This window comes from Bradyrhizobium jicamae (assembly GCF_018130695.1).
GTDB classification, from domain to species: Bacteria; Pseudomonadota; Alphaproteobacteria; order Rhizobiales; family Xanthobacteraceae; genus Bradyrhizobium; species Bradyrhizobium jicamae_B.
This window is the reverse complement of sequence record NZ_JAFCJX010000017.1, coordinates 47,358-66,706: the sequence shown is the minus strand read 5'-3', so window position 1 is coordinate 66,706 and position 19,349 is coordinate 47,358. Positions and strand designations below refer to the sequence as shown.

General features: G+C 57.7%; 17 protein-coding genes. 12 read left to right on the top strand and 5 right to left on the bottom strand.

What is annotated here, in order from left to right:
* Nucleotides 1-109 precede the first annotated feature (109 nt).
* Both JQ604_RS24250 and JQ604_RS24245 read right to left on the bottom strand, forming a co-directional pair.
* Entirely contained in the window at nt 110-1,168 is a 1,059-nt protein-coding gene (locus JQ604_RS24250) for an MBL fold metallo-hydrolase (RefSeq protein WP_212362867.1), read from the bottom strand.
* Nucleotides 1,169-1,615: 447 nt separating this feature from the next.
* The gene (locus tag JQ604_RS24245; RefSeq protein WP_212362865.1) at nt 1,616-2,077 is read right to left on the bottom strand and encodes a MarR family winged helix-turn-helix transcriptional regulator; all 462 of its coding nucleotides are present in this window, start codon (nt 2,075-2,077) and stop codon (nt 1,616-1,618) included.
* Between the two features lie 30 nt (nt 2,078-2,107).
* Between JQ604_RS24245 and JQ604_RS24240 the strand changes: the two genes are divergently transcribed.
* Both JQ604_RS24240 and JQ604_RS24235 read left to right on the top strand, forming a co-directional pair.
* A complete protein-coding gene (locus tag JQ604_RS24240) occupies nt 2,108-3,202 on the top strand; it encodes an FAD-dependent oxidoreductase (protein ID WP_212362863.1) in 1,095 nt (364 codons plus the stop codon).
* Nucleotide 3,203: 1 nt separating this feature from the next.
* Nucleotides 3,204-3,635 (top strand): MFS transporter, encoded by a 432-nt coding sequence (locus JQ604_RS24235; RefSeq protein WP_212362861.1) that lies wholly within the window; start codon nt 3,204-3,206, stop codon nt 3,633-3,635.
* 550 nt (nt 3,636-4,185) lie between these two features.
* On the opposite strand, the gene JQ604_RS24230 is transcribed toward JQ604_RS24235, so the two are convergent.
* Nucleotides 4,186-4,818 (bottom strand): TetR/AcrR family transcriptional regulator, encoded by a 633-nt coding sequence (locus tag JQ604_RS24230; protein WP_212362859.1) that lies wholly within the window; start codon nt 4,816-4,818, stop codon nt 4,186-4,188.
* A 95-nt stretch (nt 4,819-4,913) separates the two neighbouring features.
* On the opposite strand from JQ604_RS24230, the gene JQ604_RS24225 reads away from it, so the two are divergent.
* From JQ604_RS24225 to JQ604_RS24210, 4 genes are all read left to right on the top strand, one after another.
* The gene (locus JQ604_RS24225) at nt 4,914-5,159 is read left to right on the top strand and encodes a hypothetical protein (RefSeq protein ID WP_212362858.1); all 246 of its coding nucleotides are present in this window, start codon (nt 4,914-4,916) and stop codon (nt 5,157-5,159) included.
* 299 nt (nt 5,160-5,458) lie between these two features.
* The gene (locus tag JQ604_RS24220) at nt 5,459-6,154 is read left to right on the top strand and encodes a hypothetical protein (RefSeq protein WP_212362856.1); all 696 of its coding nucleotides are present in this window, start codon (nt 5,459-5,461) and stop codon (nt 6,152-6,154) included.
* Between the two features lie 199 nt (nt 6,155-6,353).
* Complete coding sequence (locus JQ604_RS24215) at nt 6,354-7,781, top strand: FAD-binding oxidoreductase (RefSeq protein ID WP_212362854.1); 1,428 nt, start codon at nt 6,354-6,356, stop codon at nt 7,779-7,781.
* Nucleotides 7,782-8,737: 956 nt separating this feature from the next.
* Complete coding sequence (locus JQ604_RS24210) at nt 8,738-9,403, top strand: hypothetical protein (RefSeq protein WP_212362852.1); 666 nt, start codon at nt 8,738-8,740, stop codon at nt 9,401-9,403.
* 258 nt (nt 9,404-9,661) lie between these two features.
* On the opposite strand, the gene JQ604_RS24205 is transcribed toward JQ604_RS24210, so the two are convergent.
* The gene (locus JQ604_RS24205; RefSeq protein ID WP_212362850.1) at nt 9,662-10,582 is read right to left on the bottom strand and encodes a fumarylacetoacetate hydrolase family protein; all 921 of its coding nucleotides are present in this window, start codon (nt 10,580-10,582) and stop codon (nt 9,662-9,664) included.
* A gap of 127 nt (nt 10,583-10,709) precedes the next feature.
* Nucleotides 10,710-11,582: a VOC family protein gene (locus JQ604_RS24200; protein WP_212362848.1), complete on the bottom strand. Its 873-nt coding sequence runs from the start codon at nt 11,580-11,582 to the stop codon at nt 10,710-10,712.
* A 104-nt stretch (nt 11,583-11,686) separates the two neighbouring features.
* Here JQ604_RS24200 and JQ604_RS24195 point away from each other — a divergent pair, with 104 nt between their 5' ends.
* The 6 genes from JQ604_RS24195 (at nt 11,687) to JQ604_RS24170 (ending at nt 19,060) form a co-directional block, all read left to right on the top strand.
* Nucleotides 11,687-12,568 (top strand): NAD(P)-dependent oxidoreductase, encoded by an 882-nt coding sequence (locus JQ604_RS24195; RefSeq protein ID WP_212362846.1) that lies wholly within the window; start codon nt 11,687-11,689, stop codon nt 12,566-12,568.
* Complete coding sequence (locus JQ604_RS24190; protein ID WP_212362845.1) at nt 12,555-12,941, top strand: YciI family protein; 387 nt, start codon at nt 12,555-12,557, stop codon at nt 12,939-12,941. Before JQ604_RS24195 ends, JQ604_RS24190 begins: the two co-directional genes overlap by 14 nt.
* A 1,123-nt stretch (nt 12,942-14,064) precedes the next feature.
* Entirely contained in the window at nt 14,065-14,766 is a 702-nt protein-coding gene (locus tag JQ604_RS24185; RefSeq protein WP_212362843.1) for a TetR/AcrR family transcriptional regulator, read from the top strand.
* A 1,174-nt stretch (nt 14,767-15,940) separates the two neighbouring features.
* On the top strand, nt 15,941-17,536 hold the full coding sequence (locus JQ604_RS24180) for a CocE/NonD family hydrolase (protein WP_212362841.1): 1,596 nt from the start codon (nt 15,941-15,943) through the stop codon (nt 17,534-17,536).
* 31 nt (nt 17,537-17,567) lie between these two features.
* Nucleotides 17,568-18,794: an MFS transporter gene (locus JQ604_RS24175; protein WP_212362839.1), complete on the top strand. Its 1,227-nt coding sequence runs from the start codon at nt 17,568-17,570 to the stop codon at nt 18,792-18,794.
* The gene (locus JQ604_RS24170) at nt 18,794-19,060 is read left to right on the top strand and encodes a hypothetical protein (protein WP_212362837.1); all 267 of its coding nucleotides are present in this window, start codon (nt 18,794-18,796) and stop codon (nt 19,058-19,060) included. The genes JQ604_RS24175 and JQ604_RS24170 overlap by 1 nt, the downstream gene beginning before the upstream one ends.
* Nucleotides 19,061-19,349: the final 289 nt, after the last annotated feature.

The following is a 19,349-nucleotide window of genomic DNA, read 5'->3' as shown; positions in this document are numbered from 1 at the left end:
CTCGGATGGTGCAGGCGTTCTTGCCGATGACCAGCGACAATGTAATCCCGACGGGCTTCACCTCAGCTTCCAAAGCGGAGCCATCCATCTAGCCTCTTATGCCGCTCAGTTATTTTGCGTAAGACGACCGACAAAGTGTCACATGCGCGCGAGATGCGCCTTGCCCACCGATCAAGCAGTAGACCTGAAGATCCTGGGCCAGAAAAAACTCACCCGAATAATGTGACTTAACTGCTTCCCTGAGCACATCGGTTCCTCCGCTAACGTTTTCAGGTCCGAAATGTGTGAGAAGAACCGAGCCTGCGTTCGCTTTGGTCGCCATCTTTCCGACTTCCGCCGGGTCGAGATGCTCTCGTGTCATATGATCCAAAAGTCCCGGCAGATCGTGCTCAGCGGGCGTGCCATGGAGCATGTGGTCAAGAAGGACCCTCATCGCGCCGGGATTTAGTACCTCGCTCACGATTAAATCGACGTTCTTCCCGAACTCGCTGAGGCTGCTGTCGGGCCCGGTATCTCCGGTGAGGAGTACTTGTCCGTTCGGACTGACGACCTTGAACGAGTAAGCCTTGAACTTGCGCTGATCGTCATCTTTCATAAGGGAGTAATGAGAATTCTCGGCACTGTAGACCTTGATATTGGCGTCCTCGTAGATGATTCCGCTGCCGAATTCCCTGGCGGTATAAATGGGCCTTTCGACGTTCTTGCCCCAGCCTTCGGCGGCGAAGGTCTCAAAGGCGGCATCAACGAAATGGGCTGCCGCATCGACCAGGCGCTGCGTTCCTGGAGGGCCATAGACCTCGAGTGGCACTGCAGGCCGGCCCAGTCCTAGTCCGAAAAGCCGGTCCGATAACAGCGCGGCAAGATCCATGTTGTGATCTGGATGCTGGTGCGTAAAGAACAGCGCCTTGATCTTGGTCGTTGGGATTCCAGCGCGCGCCAAACGCCGGACTGTACCGATCCCACAATCGAACAAATAGAACTGATCGTTCACTCGAATGAGAGTCGCGGGCTCGGATCGATCAACCTGTATTGGTGGACCGCCTGCCGTTCCGACCGGCACGATTTCCACGATCGATTGAGCCGCAACCGATGGCTGTTGTGCCGAGGCTCCAGAGCATCCCAGAGAAAGGCAGAGCAGGCCCGCGAGCGCCTGGTTCGAAATCGTCATCGTATTCCCCGCTTTCCGGCTCGCTGGCACAGCTTTGTTCGTCTTCAGACAGCGCGCTCACGCTATCGCAGCACGACGCTCCTTGGTGGAGTTCAACTCGCGCAGCTTGATATCCGTCGACACAGAGTCGCGGCAGGCGCTTGAAGATTGCTGCATATGATCATAGTATCAAATATGATTGTGCTATCAAATTGGCTGGGCTGTCAATATCCGCCGCCATGGCTGCACTGCATCGGCAGCAATCAACCGGCTCGAAGCCTCACAGCGGCCGAAACGCTCTTGGAGGTCGCGCAACGACAACGCGATCGGTTCGCCGCGAAACGGAGAAGGAGAGCTGCTCTAAGTCAGGTCTTGATTGTATAATCGCGCATCATCAAGTCGCGAAATCTGATACTGAACGCTGATAGCGTTCACCCTGCCGTTCTTGAAAAACAAGCGGTTGTTCTTTTATACCGAAATCTCAACTTGCCTTGCAGCTTCTAAATTCGAATTGAAGCGCTTGAGGAAGACAACGAATTGTTCGACCTCTTCAGGGCTGAATCCCCGAAGAGCCACCAGATTGCCCTCGTTCATTGCCTCGATGGACAGAGGAAGTTTATTCTTCCCCGCCGCGGTCAGTTTCACGATCTGGCTGCGGTTGTGGTGAGGGTCCGGTGTGCGATCGAGCAACCCATCTCGTTCCATCCGAGCCAAAAGTTGAGCCATTGACGGCTGCTCCACACCCAGCAAGCGCGCGAGGTCTGCCTGTGTCTTCGCCTGGCCGTTCTTCAAAGCTGCCATGACTGGAAGGTAGGCTACGCCTAGCCCGAGAGGTCGCAGGCGTGCCTCTGCGCGCCGAACCAGTGCACGCGCGGCATCCTTGACGATATAGGCCGGGGAGCCGCCTGGATTGGTTTTGAAATCTTGCATAGGGTCCTATACTAGGTATAATAGGGTCCTATGACAACGGCTCCCTCTTCGCTCCGCTCGCTATCTCATATCGCTATTATTGGCGGTGGTCTGGGCGGTCTTTTACTGGCTCGCATGCTCCAACTGAGGGGAGTGCCGTTCACGGTCTACGAGCGCGAAGCGTCGCCGACCTCTCGGCCACAGGGAGGAGCGCTCGACATGCACCCTGAGACAGGGCAGGAGGCGCTGCGGCGCGCCGGGCTGCTCGAGCGCTTTCACGACTTCGCGCGTTACGAAGATCAGGCGGTTCGCTCGTTCGACAAGTATGGGCAACTGCAGTTCGAGCAACTTGCTTCGGACGTCGAACGTCAGCGACCTGAAATCGATCGGGGCCAGCTTCGGGCTCTTCTCATGGAGAAGCTCCCAGCAGGGGCGATCAAATGGAATCACTCATTCGTATCGGCGAAGTCCGAGGGCGAGACTCTTGTCCTGGATTTTGCCGATGGTTGTGCCGAACAGGCCGGGTTTTTGGTGGGCGCAGACGGCGCGCGCTCGCGGGTGCGAGCACTCCTCTCTGACGTGCCCCCGATCTATACGGGCACCACCATGTACGAATTGTCAATCGATGACGCCGACACCCAACATGCTCCTGTCGGCGCATTGGTCGGACGCGGCATGCTTTCCGCAAAGGGCGACGGAAAGACCCTTATCGCGCAACGGAATGCTGGGGCTCATATTCGGGTATATGTCGTGCTCGGCCGCGCGAGCCGTGGAATTGCCGAGACCCGCCAAAGCCTGATCGACGAGCTGCATGGTTGGGACGATCGCCTGGTGGACATCGTGCGCGCTGCCGGGCCGACCGTCAGGGCCTTGCCGCTGGAGGTTCTTCCCATTGGCCATAAATGGCCGCGCCATCCACGAATGACCCTGCTGGGGGACGCCGCTCACTTGATGCCTCCTGCGGGCGAGGGCGCGAATTTGGCCCTGCTCGATGCCGCCGATTTGGCCGACGCGTTGAACTCCGAAGGCAGTCGAGATCAGGCTATTCGGAGCTATGAAGACACCATGATCGCGCGCGGTGCCGACGCGGCGAGAAGAGCGATGCACGTTCTTGAGAACGGTGGGCCGCAATCCAGCGAGCATTAAGTTGACGATCGGCCAACGCTCCATCAGCGCGCCGAACGATCGGCTCGATTGGCGGCTGTTAGCGCCGGTATTTGCAATCGTCGCCATCGATTCCATGGGCATGGGGGTCATCTTACCGTTGCTCCCCTTTTACGCGGAGCGGTTCGGCGCGACACCTCTTTTTATCGGGATGCTCTTTGCAACCTTCTCGCTTTGCCAGTTCGGCGCGGGGTCAGATCGCTTGGGGCGTAAGCCGATCCTGATGGCCAGCCAGTTCGGCACCTGCGTGAGCTTCATAAACCTCGCGCTCGCCAATAGTTTGCCATTGATCTTCCTGGCGCGCATTCTTGACGGCCTGACCTCGGGTAATCTGTCGGTCGCTTCGGCCCTGGCGGTCGACCATAGTAGCCCAGTACGCGCAAACAGGCGATCGGCATCGTCAGCTCAGGCGTAGGCGTAGGGCTTGCAGCAGGACCAGCCCTGAGCGCCTTGTCCACACACTTGGCGCCTGCGGCGCCCATCTGGCTCGCCGCAGCGCTCTCCGCCACAAGTCTGCTTGCGACAACAATCCTGCTGCCGTCCAGCAATGAAGAGATACGCGGCCTCCTTGTTCTTGCTGATGGCCGACACCGACAAGTCGAAGCCGACGCCGAGCTCCGGGCGACCGAGAGGCGTGAGCGCGTAGCCAACCTTGCCGGCGACTTGCGATTTCGGCACCCACAGCCGCCAATAGCCAGCGTTATCTCAGCAATTTCCTCTTGGGCATCGCTGATATCTTTGTGATCATTACGACGTCGATGATATCTGGCCATCTCACCGACCGTCGCGGCGCGCACAAGTTGGTCCTTTGGTCCATCCCGTTATTCGGATTGAGCATCTCAGAACATGCAGTTCTTCTCTATCGGTACCCGCGCCGCTTGGCGTGGAACCGAAAGCCACCAAAATCAATCCTCTCCCGTACGATTCACTTCCAGTCGCAGCTCCCGCCAACCGTAACCGTAGTTTCAGTTCTTGCGAGCACCGTCCATAAACAGCTTCACCGTCGTGAAAGCGTTCCGCCGGATCTCCTTTTGCAGGATCCCCCGTGACTGTCCGAACAGCAACTTCATATGAGTATCGCCCTTGAGCATAGCAATGAAGAGGGCGGCGGCTGTGCTAGTATCCTTCAATTGAAGCCGGCCCTTTCGCACCTGCACGGCGAAATAGGCTGCGACCGCGTCCTGAGTGCGCCTCACTGGACCAGAGAACATCATATCTCCGATTTCCGGGAATTGACGGGAATCGTTGATTACTGTCTGAAACAGGTTAATTTGCTCAACGGAATAGATGCAGGTGAGAAACCACTCACCAAATCGCTTTAAGACGTCCTCTATATTCTCTTCCGTTTCTTTAGCTAGAAACTCAGGCGGTGTAATCCGCTCGCAAAGCTCTTGGACTACGGCAGCGAAAAGGCCCTCCTTGCTTTCGAAGTAATCGTAGACTGTTCGCTTGGAAACATTGGCCTGAACAGCCACTTCGTCCATGCTTGTGGCGCCGAATCCGCGCTCGAGGAAAATCTTTGTACCGGCTTCAAGAATATCCTCGCGCTTTGTGGCCCTCGGTCCGCGGCGGGGAGGTTGGCTTTTCTTGGGTCGCATTTGTTACCGTTCTGTTTTTTTCTTATTAAAGTTCATCGTCCTGGTTCGCGGTGCCGACGTTCATTTCGGGTTCAGTTCGTCCTGAACCGGTTCATATGATCGTACTCTACTGCTACTGGGCCGATCTCGGCCAGCCGAACGGCTCTAATACGACGCATAAGAACGATCAATTGCTGGCTTACCCACGACTAAAAAGCGCTTCTTGCTCAGACAACAAGCAGGCAGGCGCAATCCAGGCGGTGGCTTCAAGTAATATGATTCCTAAAACCGATCTGCCACCGAGGCGTCGGTCGCTTCTCGACCGCCGAGTTGCAACATTATTTGGTCAAGATCAACAATGATCGTGATCATGTTGGCATCGGAATTGACGGCATTCGGCGACGATCACCCGCACGCCGGTGCGGTTGGGCGCCAGCAAGCGCGGCAGCCAGGCCCCAGAGCAGGATGCAGTAATGCCGACGCTTAAAAACTAAGTGCTTCGCTGGTCCTGAAACCAACCGTTCAAATCCCGAACCTCCTCCGAATAAGCCACCTGTAGGAGTGCCCTTGTGAGATTACACGATACCGTGTAGTGTACTCATAGTCCGACACCGGAGAGAAGCCGGTGCGGAGGGGGAATATTTGAAACCAAGGCGGCACGATGAGCCGGCACAACACCATTCTCGCAATGTCCTTCCTGCTTTCTCTCGCGGGCAAGGCAGCCGCGGCCGATCTGCCTGTAAAGGCAAGTCCGGCTCCGCCTGCGGACCCACCGTTCTTTCTCCTGATCGACGACCGCGTCAGCTATTCTTGGATGCCCGCGGGCACCGATACGGGAGCCTACTCGGTTCGCGCTGACGGCAGTATCGACGGCAAGACAGCGAAGCAAGTTTATTCGTTCACACACTTCGACGTGAGGCGCTACGGCACAAACTTCTTCAACGTTTTAATGCTCAAGTCTGATCACAATGACCAGGCAAATCCTTGCACAAATGTCGGCGTCAATTTCAACCCTACGAACGGCACCGCCACGTCTGCCGCTTGCGAACGGGCCACCGAGATTTTCGGACAAGTCAGATCTACGTTCGGGTGGAACGAACTCTTCAACACGAAGGCATTCGCGACTGACCCGCTACGCAACATTCCGTTCGAAGCAGGTTTGGACGGCAACACCATGAGTAACCGCCTCGCTCCCTCAAAACGGGATGTTGTCGCGGGTTTGCAGTTCCAGTTCGCACTGCCATACAAAGGCTTTTTCAACGCTGCTCCCCTGTTGTACGGGGACTTCGCGAATCATAACGGGTTTGCTCAGTGCGGGAGCGGCCTTTCAGGCCCCGTGCCGGGATCAACTGCCTGATCGACGGCCACATGAGTTACCATCCCGACTTGGGCCATTGAAACAAACTACTACATGGATCTCGGATTCTTGCCCGAACACATACTGTGCAATGTCTCACGAGGGGTCAGCAACATACGTGTACCGAATCAACAGTCTCTAACGAAGTTTCCTTCGTCAAAGCAATCATTCCAACTTCCTGCATACGGACCTTATCGCCATGAGCAACTCGCCTTCAGCCAATGTGTTCGCTGACTTCCCCGGAACATTCAAAGGGCCGATTTACCGCCCGGGGGATGACGGCTATGAGGATGTAAAAGCAATTTGGAATGCGCGTCGAAGTGAGGACCGACCTGCGTTGATTGTACAGGCCCTCGATGCCGACGACGTCGTGGTGGCCGTAAAATACGCGGAAAGCAAGGATGTTCCTGTCGCGGTGAAGAGCGGCGGGCATGGCGTCGACGCCTCGGCGATGCCCCACAACGCGTTCGTGATCGACACCTCCCGAATGAAGCGCATTGTCATCGAGCCGGAAACGGGGTGCGCGACGGTCGACGCGGGCGTGCTGCTGGGCGAGATGGATGTTGCTACGCAGAAGCACGGGTATGTGATACCCGCCGGCGTGGTGACTCGGACCGGCGTTGCTGGGCTTACCCTCGGTGGGGGCATTGGTAACCTCACTCGGCGCTTCGGTGCGACGGTTGACAACTTACTGTCAGTCGATGTGGTGACTATGGACGGGCGTAAGCTCAGGGTCTCCGAGGAAACTGATGCGGAGCTCTTCTGGGGATTGTGCGGCGCGGGTCACAATCTGGCAATTGCGACCTCGTTCACATTTCAGGCCAGGAAGGTCGGCCCGCAAGTTATGAGCGGCTGGATTATCTACACGGCGGAGGCCGCGGTACCATTGCTGGCGGGACTGGACGAAGTGATGGCCAATGCACCTCGGGAACTGACGATCGGGCCGGTGGTCCTGCCAGCCCCCCCTGTGCCGGGGCTGCCTGCCGAAATTATCGGCAAGCCGATTGTTATGGCGATGATCGTCTACACCGGCGCCCTCGAGAAATTCGAATCGTCAATGCGAGGAATTCGGGACCTTGCAGTTCCAGCGATGGATCTGGTCAAGCCGTCGACCTGGGTCGAGGCGAATTCAATGATAGACAACTTCGTGCCGACAGGCCGCCGGCAATATTTGCTTGGCGGCTACCTGTCAGCATTCACGCGCGACGTAGCGCGCGTCGCGATCGAGAGAATCGCGGTTGCACCACAGCCTACTGGGGCTGGGCCTAGTTGCCTCATCACATTCCCAATCCTCGGCGGTGCGCTGTTCGAAAAGAGCGAAAACTCTACTGCATTCTCGCGAACCGGCGCTGCCTGGCTGTTCGAGGCTGCCGGACAATGGGATCCGCCGGGCTCCGACGAGGAATATATGCGTTGGGTTACCGATACAATGTCGGCATTGGCGCCGCACGCTACGGCTAACGCCTACATCAACCTGACGGCAGATCGTGGGCCGGAATGGCTGCGAGGTGCGTACGGCTCGCGCGAAAAGTGGGATCGCATCGTCGCGCTAAAACGTAAGTGGGATCCTCATAACCGTCTAAGCTACAACAAGAATGTGATCCGTGCCGAAGGTAGGCCATCATGAGGGAATACATCCAAGTACCCTTGGATCGGATGCCCGTAGCCGCGCTGCTGGTTGCCTGAGGTTCAGCCGTTCGGCCGCGCGGGTTACCTTGCGTTCGGCAAGGAGGGCATCGAGCACAGCAGATTCAAGTCCAGAGCCTTGAATCGCATGCTTCCCTCTTCTGTTGCTCGCCAGGTATCCACGCGATCGATATTTACAATCCAATCAATGCGTTCCTCTTGAGAGGTTGTGACGAACGCTGTTGGCATAACGTCGATCCTGCAAGTCGCGATAGGAATGATCGCACTGGAGCTCTTGTGACGCTGCTAGGGCTGCGCGAGTCCTTTGCACCATCGGGAAGCAGGCCATCACGCGATCTGGAGTTCGAGCTGACATAGAGGGGGCGGTCCTTGCATCGCTCGCCCCCGAGGATGCGCGCTGGATCACCGGTCAGGCCTTCGTGGTTGATGGCGGACAAGTGCGTCACGCGTCCACTCGAACAGCGCACGACAACAGGAGAACGCAATGCTAATACGAGGAGGCCATATCCTCAGTATGGATCCAGGCATAGGAAATATTTGGAAAGTGACATCCTCATCGAGGACGGTCGCATTGCTTCGGTTGGACGCGTCATAGACGTGGCCGACGTCGATATCATAGACGCGACCGGCGCCATCGTTTGCCCAGGCTTAATTGATGGACATCGCCATCTTTGGCAGTCGATACTGCGGGGTGTGGCGGTCGATTGGTCTCTGCCAGAATACATGGTGGAGGCACGATCAATATAATGTAGCTGCTTCGATGCGGACAGCGCCTATCTTGGTAATTACCTAGGTGGCCTCGAATCTCTTTCTGCCGGGATTACGACGGTAGTTGATCATAGCCGTCTCCAGGCGACGCCGGAGATTAGTGATGCTTTGGCTCGGGGGCTTCGGGACAGTCGAGTTGGAGGGGTCTTCTGTTATGCGCTACAGAACATGCCAAACTATTTCGAAGGGCAGGATATCAGGTCCGACGTAGTCAGCGATTTCCTCTTGCTCGCTCCCGACGATTGGCACGACGCAAACGCAAGCGGTGTGCATGACAAATTCTTTGGTAATCCTCGACAACGCTTGCGGTTCGGAGTGGCTCTGCTGGAAGCGGCTCCCTACCTGCCTCTGGCCGCGCGGCAGCCCCTGTTGAAGCGAGCAACCTCCCTAGACCCTTTTCTTGTCACGAGTCATTGGGATTCGGCAAGTGGGGATTCGGTGATAGGCACGCTCCTGGATCAAGGCGATTGGCCAGAGCGAACATCGTTAACTCATTGCAATCACATGTCCGATGAGCTCGGTACGTTGGCGCGGGCCGGTATCGGAATCTGCATTACTCCAGATATTGAGTGCGGCATGGGCACCGGACCGCTTGTGGCGAGACGCTTCGTCGACCAGGGAGGCGCCGCAAGTCTCGGGACGGATCTGTCGAGCTATTTGCGCGCCGACATACTCCAGCAGGCTCGTATTTTGCTCCAGGTCGAGCGCAAGTCGCTCGCAGAGACAGCAGGCAAGTTGCCAACCAAGATTGGGTGGCATGCGCGGCCGAGTCGTCCGAGCATCGGCGAGGCTTCAACATGGGATTTCTGCAGAACTTCTCAGTTCGCTCCTTAGCTACGCCGCTGCTCCTCATCGCCATAGCGAGCGCATTCTGATGGCGTGAGGCGTTCTATGTTACCGGCGTTCCGGGATTGATTGGGGCGCTTCTCATCGCGCTATTTATTCGTGAACCGACGCCAATGTCAGCGGCTCCTGCGATCGAGGCGCGAAAAATTGCCTCCATTGCCGGCGATCGTACAAAGTCTTCGAACGCTGGGTGTGAGGCCCTTGACGCCTGACCGCTTGGGTGAGAAGACGACGAGATCGCTGCTTTCAGACAATGAAGGTGCGCAGAGAGCCGATGCCGGCTACGGAAGCGCAGACTACTTGGCCTGACTTCAGGAACCGATCTCGTTCGGCACCCGTCCCAGCCGGCGTTCCCGTCAGAATAGCGTCTCCGGGCAACAACGTAGTTCTCGCAGAAAGGTACGATATCTGCTCTGCCACCGAAAAGATCATCTGTGACGTGTTCGACACCTGCATCACCTCGCCGTCGACAGTCAACATGATCGGCAGGTTTTGTGGATCTCCGATCGTCGAGGCTGGGACGATCCAAGGACCAACTGGACAACTACCGTCAAAGCCCTTCATCCCGAGGAAATCTGTTCGAAAGAGCGACTCGACCGGAACGTTTGGACGCTTCATATAGGCTGCGTCGCGCACGGATAGGTCGTTACCGACCGTGTACCCTGCGACGTGGTCGAGCGCACGATCAATGGACACGTTTCTCGCGATCTTTCCGATCACTGCGACGAGTTCGACTTCCCAATCTACCTTCCCTGCGTAAGCCGGAAGTTGCACTGTGGCGTCCGGTCCTACCAATGTCTGTCTGGTAGGTTTTAAGAAATGATAAGGTTTGACGTCGAGACGGCGAGGATCGGGTTCGGGTTCCTGGTTTAGTTTGCGAGCCATCGCCAGCATGTGATCCTGGAAGTTCGCAGCGGCACAGAAAACAGCAGCAGAACCGCCGAGCGGCGCGCCGAGTTTGCAGGCCTCGAGTTTCGTCACGGCGGCGCGTGCAGGAAGTTCGCCGAGCGAAAAGAGCGTTTCCAGCGAGTGTTGCCAATCGTCCAACAGCTTTGCTATGTCGGATAGGCGTTCGTCGTTCGTAAGCCGCGCAACATCGTACACCGTATCGTTCGCAAGAACTCCGGCTCGACGCGAAGACCCGTCGACATATACAAGCACCTTCACTTAGATCTCCTATTGAAATCGTAGGCGACATGGTGGCGATGGTCACCGATTTAAGTGTTCAGCGAGCACCGCTGTCCCTACGAATCAAAGATTGAGGGAGTCTCGGTGATCCGGCTAGGGACCGCCTCTATTCGCCGCGATGGCCACTCATCAGTTCCACCGCTCTTTTGGACGGACCGCCCGTCCCCCAAACGTTGGCAATGTCCGGCACACGGGGCCATTCTTTCGGCACCCATTTGTCCTCGTCATCGATCTGAATGACATCGCAGGTAAATTCTGGGACGAATCCCGAAGGATCCTCATAGTAGCAGAACACGTTTCCGCCGGGGCCATGCCTGCCCGGTCCCCAGATCGGCTCGAAGCCTGCCTTCTTCATTCGGCCGACTCCCCTCATCAGAGCATCGATCCCGCCTAGATCCACCGAAAAGTGGTTCAAGCTCGCCTTTGGCCCCGGAGAGATGCCGATGCAATGGTGCTGCTTTTGCGCGCAACGAAGGAAACTCAGGAGGTCCTTCTCGTATCGGTCCGCAATCTTGAAACCCAGCACATCGACGAAGAACGATGTCAGCTTCGCAGCGTCTGGTGAGTTGAGCACGACATGACTGAGGAAGAGGGGGCGTCCGTCGTCTGTCGGGCGCTCATCAGGAATTCCGTCGTCGAGCGTAAAACTGATCCGGTTTCCGTCGGGATCCGCAACCTCGAACCCGATTCCTTCGCCTGCAAACGCGCTTTTGGTCTCAAATCCCCTGCTCGACAGAAATCGGTGAGACGTTCGCAAGTCTTCCACCGTAGCCATGGTGAAGGTTAACCCGATGAGCGCATCGTGCGACCCGTTATGCAATTCCAGGATTCCGGATTGGTTTCGGGCACCCGCGAAGTAGGCGACATCTTGGTTCCGATCTTCCAATACCAGTCCGAACCCCTTTGAGTAGAACTCGATCGAACGATCGAAAGCGGAAGTACTGATCCGGACGCTTCTCAGTCGCGTGATAGGTCTCATGTCTTGTATCCACTCATATCTAGCTCGCTGCGGTCGACATTAGCTCCAACATCGCATATTGTAAACTAAACCGTATAGAGTACTTCGGCTTTCAAGAGGAATAGATGCTGATAGGTTTCGTGGGCTTGGGAAATGTGGGCGCCCCTATGGCGATCAATCTGCTGAAGGCCGGGTTCGACGTCATCGGATTCGACCTGCGCCCGAACGCGGTGTTCGAAAGCATGGGCGGACGTACAGCCAAGTCGCTCGAAGAGGTTGCGACCCAAGCAACTACCGTCGTGCATAGCCTTCCGAACGAGGTCGCAGTCGAGCAATCCGTGAGCACGCTCCTACGACATCCGTGCAGCAATCGTGTCCTCATCGAAATGAGTAGTTACGCCCTGGAGTCCAAGATGGGACGGGCTTCCAGAATGGCCGCAGCGGGAGCCACGATGCTCGATTGTGAGATCAGTGGACTTCCGATTCAGGTTGCCGAGCGGAAGGCCGTCATCTTCAAATCGGGGGATGCGGAGACGATCGAAGAGCTTAAGCCCGTGTTTGACGGGATTGCCGATCGTCATTTCAATCTCGGCCCGCTCGGCGCTGCCACCAAGATGAAGCTAATCGCAAACATGATGGTTTGCGTCCATAATCTTATGGCGGCAGAAGCGCTCAACCTCGGGCGGCTCGCGGGACTTTCACCCGAGCAGATGGTGCAGGTCATCGGCCCGAGCGCAGCCGGATCCAGCACGTTCGTCAACAAATCGCCTCTGATGGTGGAACGCAAGTTCGAAAACGGTACGGGGCCGTTCAGGCATATGTTCGGCTATCTGGCGAGGGCGAACGAACTCGCCGAAGAACTCGAAGCGTCGACCCCGCTCCTTCAAACCGCACTTCGAGTTTACGATTTCGCGAAGCAAGAGAAGCGCCACGACCAGGATATCGCAGCCATCATTGAGATAATCGAGGATTTGAAGCGGGGAAGGGGAAGCGATGGCCGAGGATGACCAGTCCGCGAAGGAGCTCGTCGCTGATCTCAAATCGCGAATGTGGAAACAAAGCTTCTACGTGATGATCCGCCGCATAATCGCGCCGAGCAAGCTTGAGCCGGTCGTTCTCGCCCATTACAGATGGATCATCGATCTGGAGAAGAGTGGTCTCGTCGCGCTTTCCGGTCCGGTGTTCACGAAGGACGAACAACAGGGCGCAGGAATGACAGTATTCCGAGTCGACTCTTGGCACGAGGCAGAGGAACTGGCAGTCGGTGATCCGTTCGTCGCCTCCGGCGCAGTAGAATTCGACTTGATGCGCTGGCAGATAAATGAGGGACGCTTCTCGGTCCAGATCGACTTCTCCGATCAGACGTTCCAAGCGCGGTAGCCGTCGCAGCGACCAGGAGGCCCTTCTTCTCTACCTGGAGCAGGTTCTGGTCGCCTCAGATGACTCAACCACGGCGTTGGGCTCGTGCGAGCCGAGATTGTCCACGATGACGATGTCGCCGTCGGCGCACGATCCAAGCTGGCGGTGAAAGTACTGAAATCCTTGGCCAATTTTGTCGCTCCCACCACGAGGTGCGACCTTTGCCGCCGCCGCGCTACGCCGAGTTGATCCACGACTTTGTCGTGCGCGACCATTCAGCAAACTGAGGGCGGACGGGGGTTTCCGAGCCGCTGGGTCGTTGACACCCCGGTGCACGGGGAGAGAAATGATTCCATTAGCTGAGCACGAGAGTCGGCTAGTTGGCAGCCGCATGCTCCGACATGACGCTGGATGAGTTGACGCCTGCGCTTGGGGATCGGGTATCGGTGTTGATCGTTTTCGGTCAATCGCTTTCTGAAGGCGTGTGGCCTGGCGATTGAAAGCGCTGCAGCCCGCCAAGCAGCAACGAGCGGCGTAACGACGGTGCGCGAGGTCTGGCGACAACGCCAACCGATCCTGGCTCCCGATCAATTGACGAGACTTGGCCAACGACCAAGGATATGGACTCGCACCGCGCCGTCAGCGGCTGGTCGCATCAGTTCCGCATGAACACTGGAAAACTTCCACGTCTGTCGCGGCTTGCGTAGCACCGCCTTACCCCGCCCCACTGGTCGTGGACGGCGCGGCGCCATACACCGACGATGTTTCCCCCTACGTCGAACAGGTACTCCTACCGGCGTTTGCGCGGAGCGACATGGTCACGCCCGACATTTTCAGCAGCCACAGGGGCGCTCGCGAGGCGATCGAGGGTCGGGGGCACGAGCCTCGACCATTTGCCGCCCTACAGTCCCGATCTCGAGCCGATCGAGCGAGCCTTCGCCAAAACTCAAGTCATTGCTGTGCAAAATTGCCGCCCGAACTATCTCCACACTATGGGATGCGCTCAGCGACATCCTTGATCGGTTCACCCCCAAGAATGCGACAACTATCTCGCCAGCGCCGGATATGTTTTACTCAAATGGAATCTGGGTTAGACAAAACGTGTTGTCAATCCTAGGGGCGCCAGAAGGAAAGGAAACCCGAATTGAAGCGTACAAAGGTTGTGACCGTGCCACCGGATGAGGCGCCACTCGGATTGCGAGAACGCGGAAAGCGGGAGCGGCTACGACGCATAAAGGAAGCTGCGTTCGAAGTTTTCCGTGCGGAAGGATACGAGAAGGCATCCACACGCGAGATAGCACGTCTGGCGGACGTCTCGATTGGCACGCTGTTCGTATATGCAAAGGACAAACGCGACCTGTTGTTTCTGGTCCTCAACGAGGACCTTGACCGCATCCTAGAGGAATCGGTGAGCTCTGTGCCCAACAAAGGTGAAACGGTCGATCGTATTGCCGCGCTTCTGACGCCAACCTACAAATATTTTGCGCGCGAGCCAGAGTTGGCCCGACACATCGTCGGCCAATCCGGCCGAGCCGATACGAGTATACTGGTCGAGGAAGAACACACGTTACGCTATCGCGCTCGATTAGATCGGTGGCGCCAAGCTATCGCGGCTATACTTGAAGACGCCAATCGACAAGGGATTCTCGAAATTGGCCGCGAAGCAAAGACGTTAGCTCGTGCTTTATTTGCAGTACATCTGGCTGAGGTTCGCGACTGGCTAACAACTGCTCGCGCGCCAGATCCCGCAACAGGAATCGAACAAATGTTGAAAGCAGTTCGCGCCATAATCGAGCCGCGTACGAAGCGGCTTGGGAGACGAGGCAAGAAAAAGTCTCTTGTTTAGTAATGAGCGTATAGAAGCTCGCATCCTTAATCCTGCTGTAGTTTCTGACGAGAGGCAACCGTGTCCGCGAAATATGCTGGCCCTAGCCCGCTCCAAACTGGCGAACCGGTGCCGGCGGAATTGCCTGCTGCTGCATCATTCATGTCACAATGCAATATCGCAACGTCGCCAAGAGTCACTTGTTCTTAACACCCAAGCTGCGGATGATTATACCAAGCACGCGCCTCGGCCTATGAAGTCCTAGAGTCTGCTGAAGAACTCTGATTTTGGCGAGGATTTCGTGATTCGAGGATTCGTCGCGAAAACTTGGGGATGCGAGCCAAATTCGACGATCAGGGCGGCCTTTTTCCTATATTTCGCCCGAGGCTTGCGCGCCGCAAGGAAAACTGTGGGCGATTTTGTCGGTTTTTCAGCAGTCTGCTAGTGTCCGGATCGCTAAGGCGTCAGTCGAGGTTGGTCGCCAAGCCGAATCTGCATCCGGAAGTCGTGCGTCACCGTCAATCGTGAAAGTAGACCTAATCGCCATTATGTGGGGCGCTGCAACGGTGCCCTGAGGCATCGCCTCACTACGTCGGCCGCTTTGTCGAAAGTTGCTCTAACCTACTACTCAATCAAGAAGTATCGTCATTCGACCGGAAAGATCGCGCTGTGACGTCTTCAAGTATAGCCGCTACAGCTTGGCGATTTAGTGTTCTGGTTGCGTGCCAATGAGTCCACGACCTCATCGAGCGCGATAGCGTAACGTGTGTTCTTCCTCACCTTTCTTGGGCACAGAGCTCACCAATTCCTCCAGGAGGCGGTCGAGGCCCTCTTGAGGGCCAGAAACAACAGGTGGCGTTTGTCCCTTGCATATACGGACAGCGTGCCAATCGAGACGTCTGCCAGACGTCCAATCTCGCGTGTAAATGCCTTCTCATTCTTCGGCTCGAAAACTCCGAAAGCCTTCTTTTTGCGTCGCAGCCGCTCCCGCTCGATGCATTCTCCCAATCCGAGCGGGCCCATCCAGTGGCACGCTTCAATTCAGTGTCCCTTGCTTCTTCTGACGCCCGCAGGATTGACAACGCTTTTTGTCTAGCGCAAATTGATCATGCTCAAATTTGACTATGCACAATAATATGCATTTGGTCCGCGCCATGGTGCCGCGAACCAGGGGGAAAGCTTTAAGGGAGGCGGCATGGCGCATCGTTTCGACCGCATGATCCGAGTCAGCGACAGTGTGGAACTTGCAGTAAGGGTGCACCTACCGCCAGGCGAGGGTCCATTCCCGACTTTATTCGCAACTTCGCCTTATCGCTTCGACAACGACGACGTGCCCGACACCAAGATGTTCCTGTGGCGGGAGACCGGACCAATTCATTGGTACGTCGGACAGGGGTATGCTTACGTGCGGCTCGACGTGCGTGGCACGGGGCGCTCCGGCGGCGACTATCAATTCTACGGTCCGCGTGAGCGGCGCGATTACTACGAGGTCATCGAATGGATCGCGGCACAGCCCTGGTCGACCGGCAAGGTCGGTGGCATCGGCGAATCCTATTTCGGAACGGCTCAATGGTGCATGGCGGCCGAGAAGCCGCCGCATCTGGCCTGCATCGCCCCCTATGACGGGCATATCGATGTCTACAACGGCTGGGCTTATCCGGGCGGCATCCCGAGCGACTTCATGTCGATATGGTGGAACAACAATGTGCGGCCCATCAACCGCTCGCCCTTCGCCGGGCCGTCGCGGCAAATCCCGTATGATTTGTCGTATGACATCGGCCTCCACCCGACCTTCGACGCGTGGTGGGCCGAGCGCGTGGTCGCGCCGCTGCTGCCCTCTGTAGACATTCCGGTCTTCTCCATCGGTGTATGGGCAAAAATTGACCTACATCTCGGCGGCAACATTCTCGGTTGGCGCGCAGTGCGAGGGCCGAAATGGCTGTTGGTCACCGGCGCGCCCAATGCGTTCGAGGCCTGCGCCGAGTTCGAGGCGGTCCCGTTCCATCGCGACGTGGTGGCGCCGTTCTACGATCGCTTCCTCAAGGGGATCGACAACGGCTTCGAGCGTCGCGCGCCGGTGCAGGTCTTCGTGCGGGGCGCGCAACGCCTGGAAGATCATACTGCCTGGCCGCCGGAAGGCGTGCGCGAGGCGGCCTTTCATCTGCGTGCCGGCGCGGCTGGCCAAGTCAAATCCCTCAACGACGGTTGCCTCGACACCGCGCCACCAACGGAGACTGGCGCGACCGCATATGATTATCCACGGCCCGAGTGGGCGATCGGTGTCACAAAGCTCGATGTCGAGGGGCCCGATCCGCTGGCCGAGATTCTCACATTCACGACGCCGCCGCTTGATGTACCGATTTCGGTCCGGGGCCCATGCGAGTTCGTGGTTTATCTCTCGTCGACGCGGAGCGATACCGATATCATCGTTCGCGTGACGCATGTGCCGCCGCCGGCGACCGGGCAGCGGCCGGCGCTCGTTACCAAGGGCTGGCTACGCGCCTCGCACCGCGCGCTCGATGCAAATCTCAGCGGGCCACGCGAGCCGATCTTGTCGCACAAGTTGATCGAGCCGCTGCCGATCGGCGAGACCGTCGAGCTGCGCGTACCGCTAATGCACGCGGCCTACGACATCGCCCAGGGCTCGCGCCTCCGCATCGAAGTCGCGAACGGTGATTCGTTGGTCACTGACCCGTTGTTCTCGCACACCTATACGCCCGACAAGGTCGGGCGCGACACACTGCACCACGCGCCGGGGTATCCGTCGCGCCTGCTCCTGTCCGTGCTCTGAGTCGCGAACAGAAAACAAAAGGGGGGACGGTATGACTATCGCAAATGCGCAGCCGATCGCGGTGCAGTCGGTGAACACTGCGGGCTGGCGGACGGTCGTTGCGTCAGCCATCGGCCTATCCGTGGGGCCAAGCTGTCTCACACTTCTCGCCTTCGGGGGCTTCATCGCGCCACTCGAGGCGGAGTTCAAATGGGGCGTGCCGGCCATCTCGCTCGGGGCCTCGATTATCTCAATCATGATCGTGATCTTGTCGCCGATCCAGGGTGCGCTCGTCGACCGCTTCGGCGGGCGTTGCTTGATCCTTTGGAGCGTACCGGTGTTCGCCGCGTCTCTCGCCGCGATGTTCTACCTGCCGAACAATATCATAATGTTTTATCTAGCGTGGATCGTAATTCCGATTTGCGGCCTTGGCGTGTGGCCAATTTCATATCTTCGCTCGACGGCCGGCTGGTTCGACCAGAAACTTGGTTTGGCGCTGGGTTTCTGCAACGCGGGAATTGGCGTTGGCACGATGCTGATACCACTGATTACTGCGTACCTGATCGGAGTCTACGGCTGGCGCGAGGCATATTTGGGGCTTGCACTGCTGGCACTGATGGCGTGGCCCGTCGCTTACTTCCTCCTATCGGACCCTGTGCCGGGGAGGGGCGCGATTGTCTTGGCCGGGGAGAACGTCAGAGAGGCGGCCACCTCCCGGCCGTTCTGGATTGCCAGTGTGGCCTTCTTCCTGCTCGGCGTGCTGACCAGCAGCATCGTCGTCCATCAGACGCGTGTCATGATTGATGCCGGCATACCGCCCACGACAGCAACGTCGATCCCGGCCGTCTTTGGCTTGGCTCTGCTGCTTGCCCGCGTCGTCGTCGGCTGGCTGCTCGATCGGTTTTCGGCTGGGCCGATTATGACAATCCTACTTCTCGGCGGGATCGTCGCGACGGTGCTTTATGCGCGCGGTCCGAGCGTGCCAGAAGCGATCGTCGCCGCAGCACTCGTGGGCGCTATCACCGGCGCGGAATTCGACGTCCTGAGCTTCATGATCCCGCGCTATCACGGTCGCAAGTCTTTCGGGAAACTTTACGGTCTGCTGTACGCGATCTTCCAACTCGGGGCCGCCATAGGCATCGCGGCGCTTGGCAGCAGTCGTGGCTCGTTCGGGTCCTACGCACTTGGTATGTATGTCCTCGCCGGCGTGAGCTTTGTCACGGCGTTGTTGTTCATGACGCTCGGCCCCTACAAGTACGGGGCTGATTCGCATGGTTGATGTTGATTGTCTGGCACGCCCACCCATCGCGCGGCGCTCAACCGGTTCGGGAACTTTCCAAGCCGAAGTCCGCCTTTGGCGTGTACGAAAAGCCTGCGGTAACTTCTAGCAGTCTGCTCGCTTTTGGCGAGGATTTCTTGATGCGAGGATTCGTCGCGAAACTAGGGGCTGGGGTGCGGGGCAAAGTCGACGATCAGGGCGGCGTGTTTCCCTATATTTCGCCCGGCGCCAAAGGAAAGCCGCAGCTTCCCGGAATTCCGCGATGACCTTGCCGAGGCCATCATTTCCAAAGTCTGCCACTCCAGCAACGTGAGGCCGAACACGGGTCGTTCGCCATATCCGTATGAAGCGGCTCAGCGGGATGGGCGAGGCGGCTGTTTGCTCTGTCAAAGCTCTCCGCGGCGATCAGTCGGGAGAGCCGGACGAGGTCGTAGGCAATCAGATTACGCAGGAAGTCGCCAGCGACGCGAGCCACACTTCGATGCTTGATCTTGCGCATGGTTCCGTGGCTTGCCCCACCTGAAGATGCATTCGCGCAGCGCGCGCCGCGTCTGA

What these genes read in the sequence shown, in the direction of transcription:
- JQ604_RS24250 (WP_212362867.1), bottom strand. Translation starts at nt 1,168, where the DNA reads ATGACGATTTCGAACCAGGCGCTCGCGGGCCTGCTCTGCCTTTCTCTG.
- JQ604_RS24245 (WP_212362865.1), bottom strand. Translation starts at nt 2,077, where the DNA reads ATGCAAGATTTCAAAACCAATCCAGGCGGCTCCCCGGCCTATATCGTC.
- JQ604_RS24240 (WP_212362863.1), top strand. Translation starts at nt 2,108, where the DNA reads ATGACAACGGCTCCCTCTTCGCTCCGCTCGCTATCTCATATCGCTATT.
- JQ604_RS24230 (WP_212362859.1), bottom strand. Translation starts at nt 4,818, where the DNA reads ATGCGACCCAAGAAAAGCCAACCTCCCCGCCGCGGACCGAGGGCCACA.
- JQ604_RS24225 (WP_212362858.1), top strand. Translation starts at nt 4,914, where the DNA reads ATGATCGTACTCTACTGCTACTGGGCCGATCTCGGCCAGCCGAACGGC.
- JQ604_RS24220 (WP_212362856.1), top strand. Translation starts at nt 5,459, where the DNA reads ATGAGCCGGCACAACACCATTCTCGCAATGTCCTTCCTGCTTTCTCTC.
- JQ604_RS24215 (WP_212362854.1), top strand. Translation starts at nt 6,354, where the DNA reads ATGAGCAACTCGCCTTCAGCCAATGTGTTCGCTGACTTCCCCGGAACA.
- JQ604_RS24210 (WP_212362852.1), top strand. Translation starts at nt 8,738, where the DNA reads ATGCCAAACTATTTCGAAGGGCAGGATATCAGGTCCGACGTAGTCAGC.
- JQ604_RS24200 (WP_212362848.1), bottom strand. Translation starts at nt 11,582, where the DNA reads ATGAGACCTATCACGCGACTGAGAAGCGTCCGGATCAGTACTTCCGCT.
- JQ604_RS24195 (WP_212362846.1), top strand. Translation starts at nt 11,687, where the DNA reads ATGCTGATAGGTTTCGTGGGCTTGGGAAATGTGGGCGCCCCTATGGCG.
- JQ604_RS24190 (WP_212362845.1), top strand. Translation starts at nt 12,555, where the DNA reads ATGGCCGAGGATGACCAGTCCGCGAAGGAGCTCGTCGCTGATCTCAAA.
- JQ604_RS24180 (WP_212362841.1), top strand. Translation starts at nt 15,941, where the DNA reads ATGGCGCATCGTTTCGACCGCATGATCCGAGTCAGCGACAGTGTGGAA.
- JQ604_RS24175 (WP_212362839.1), top strand. Translation starts at nt 17,568, where the DNA reads ATGACTATCGCAAATGCGCAGCCGATCGCGGTGCAGTCGGTGAACACT.
- JQ604_RS24170 (WP_212362837.1), top strand. Translation starts at nt 18,794, where the DNA reads ATGTTGATTGTCTGGCACGCCCACCCATCGCGCGGCGCTCAACCGGTT.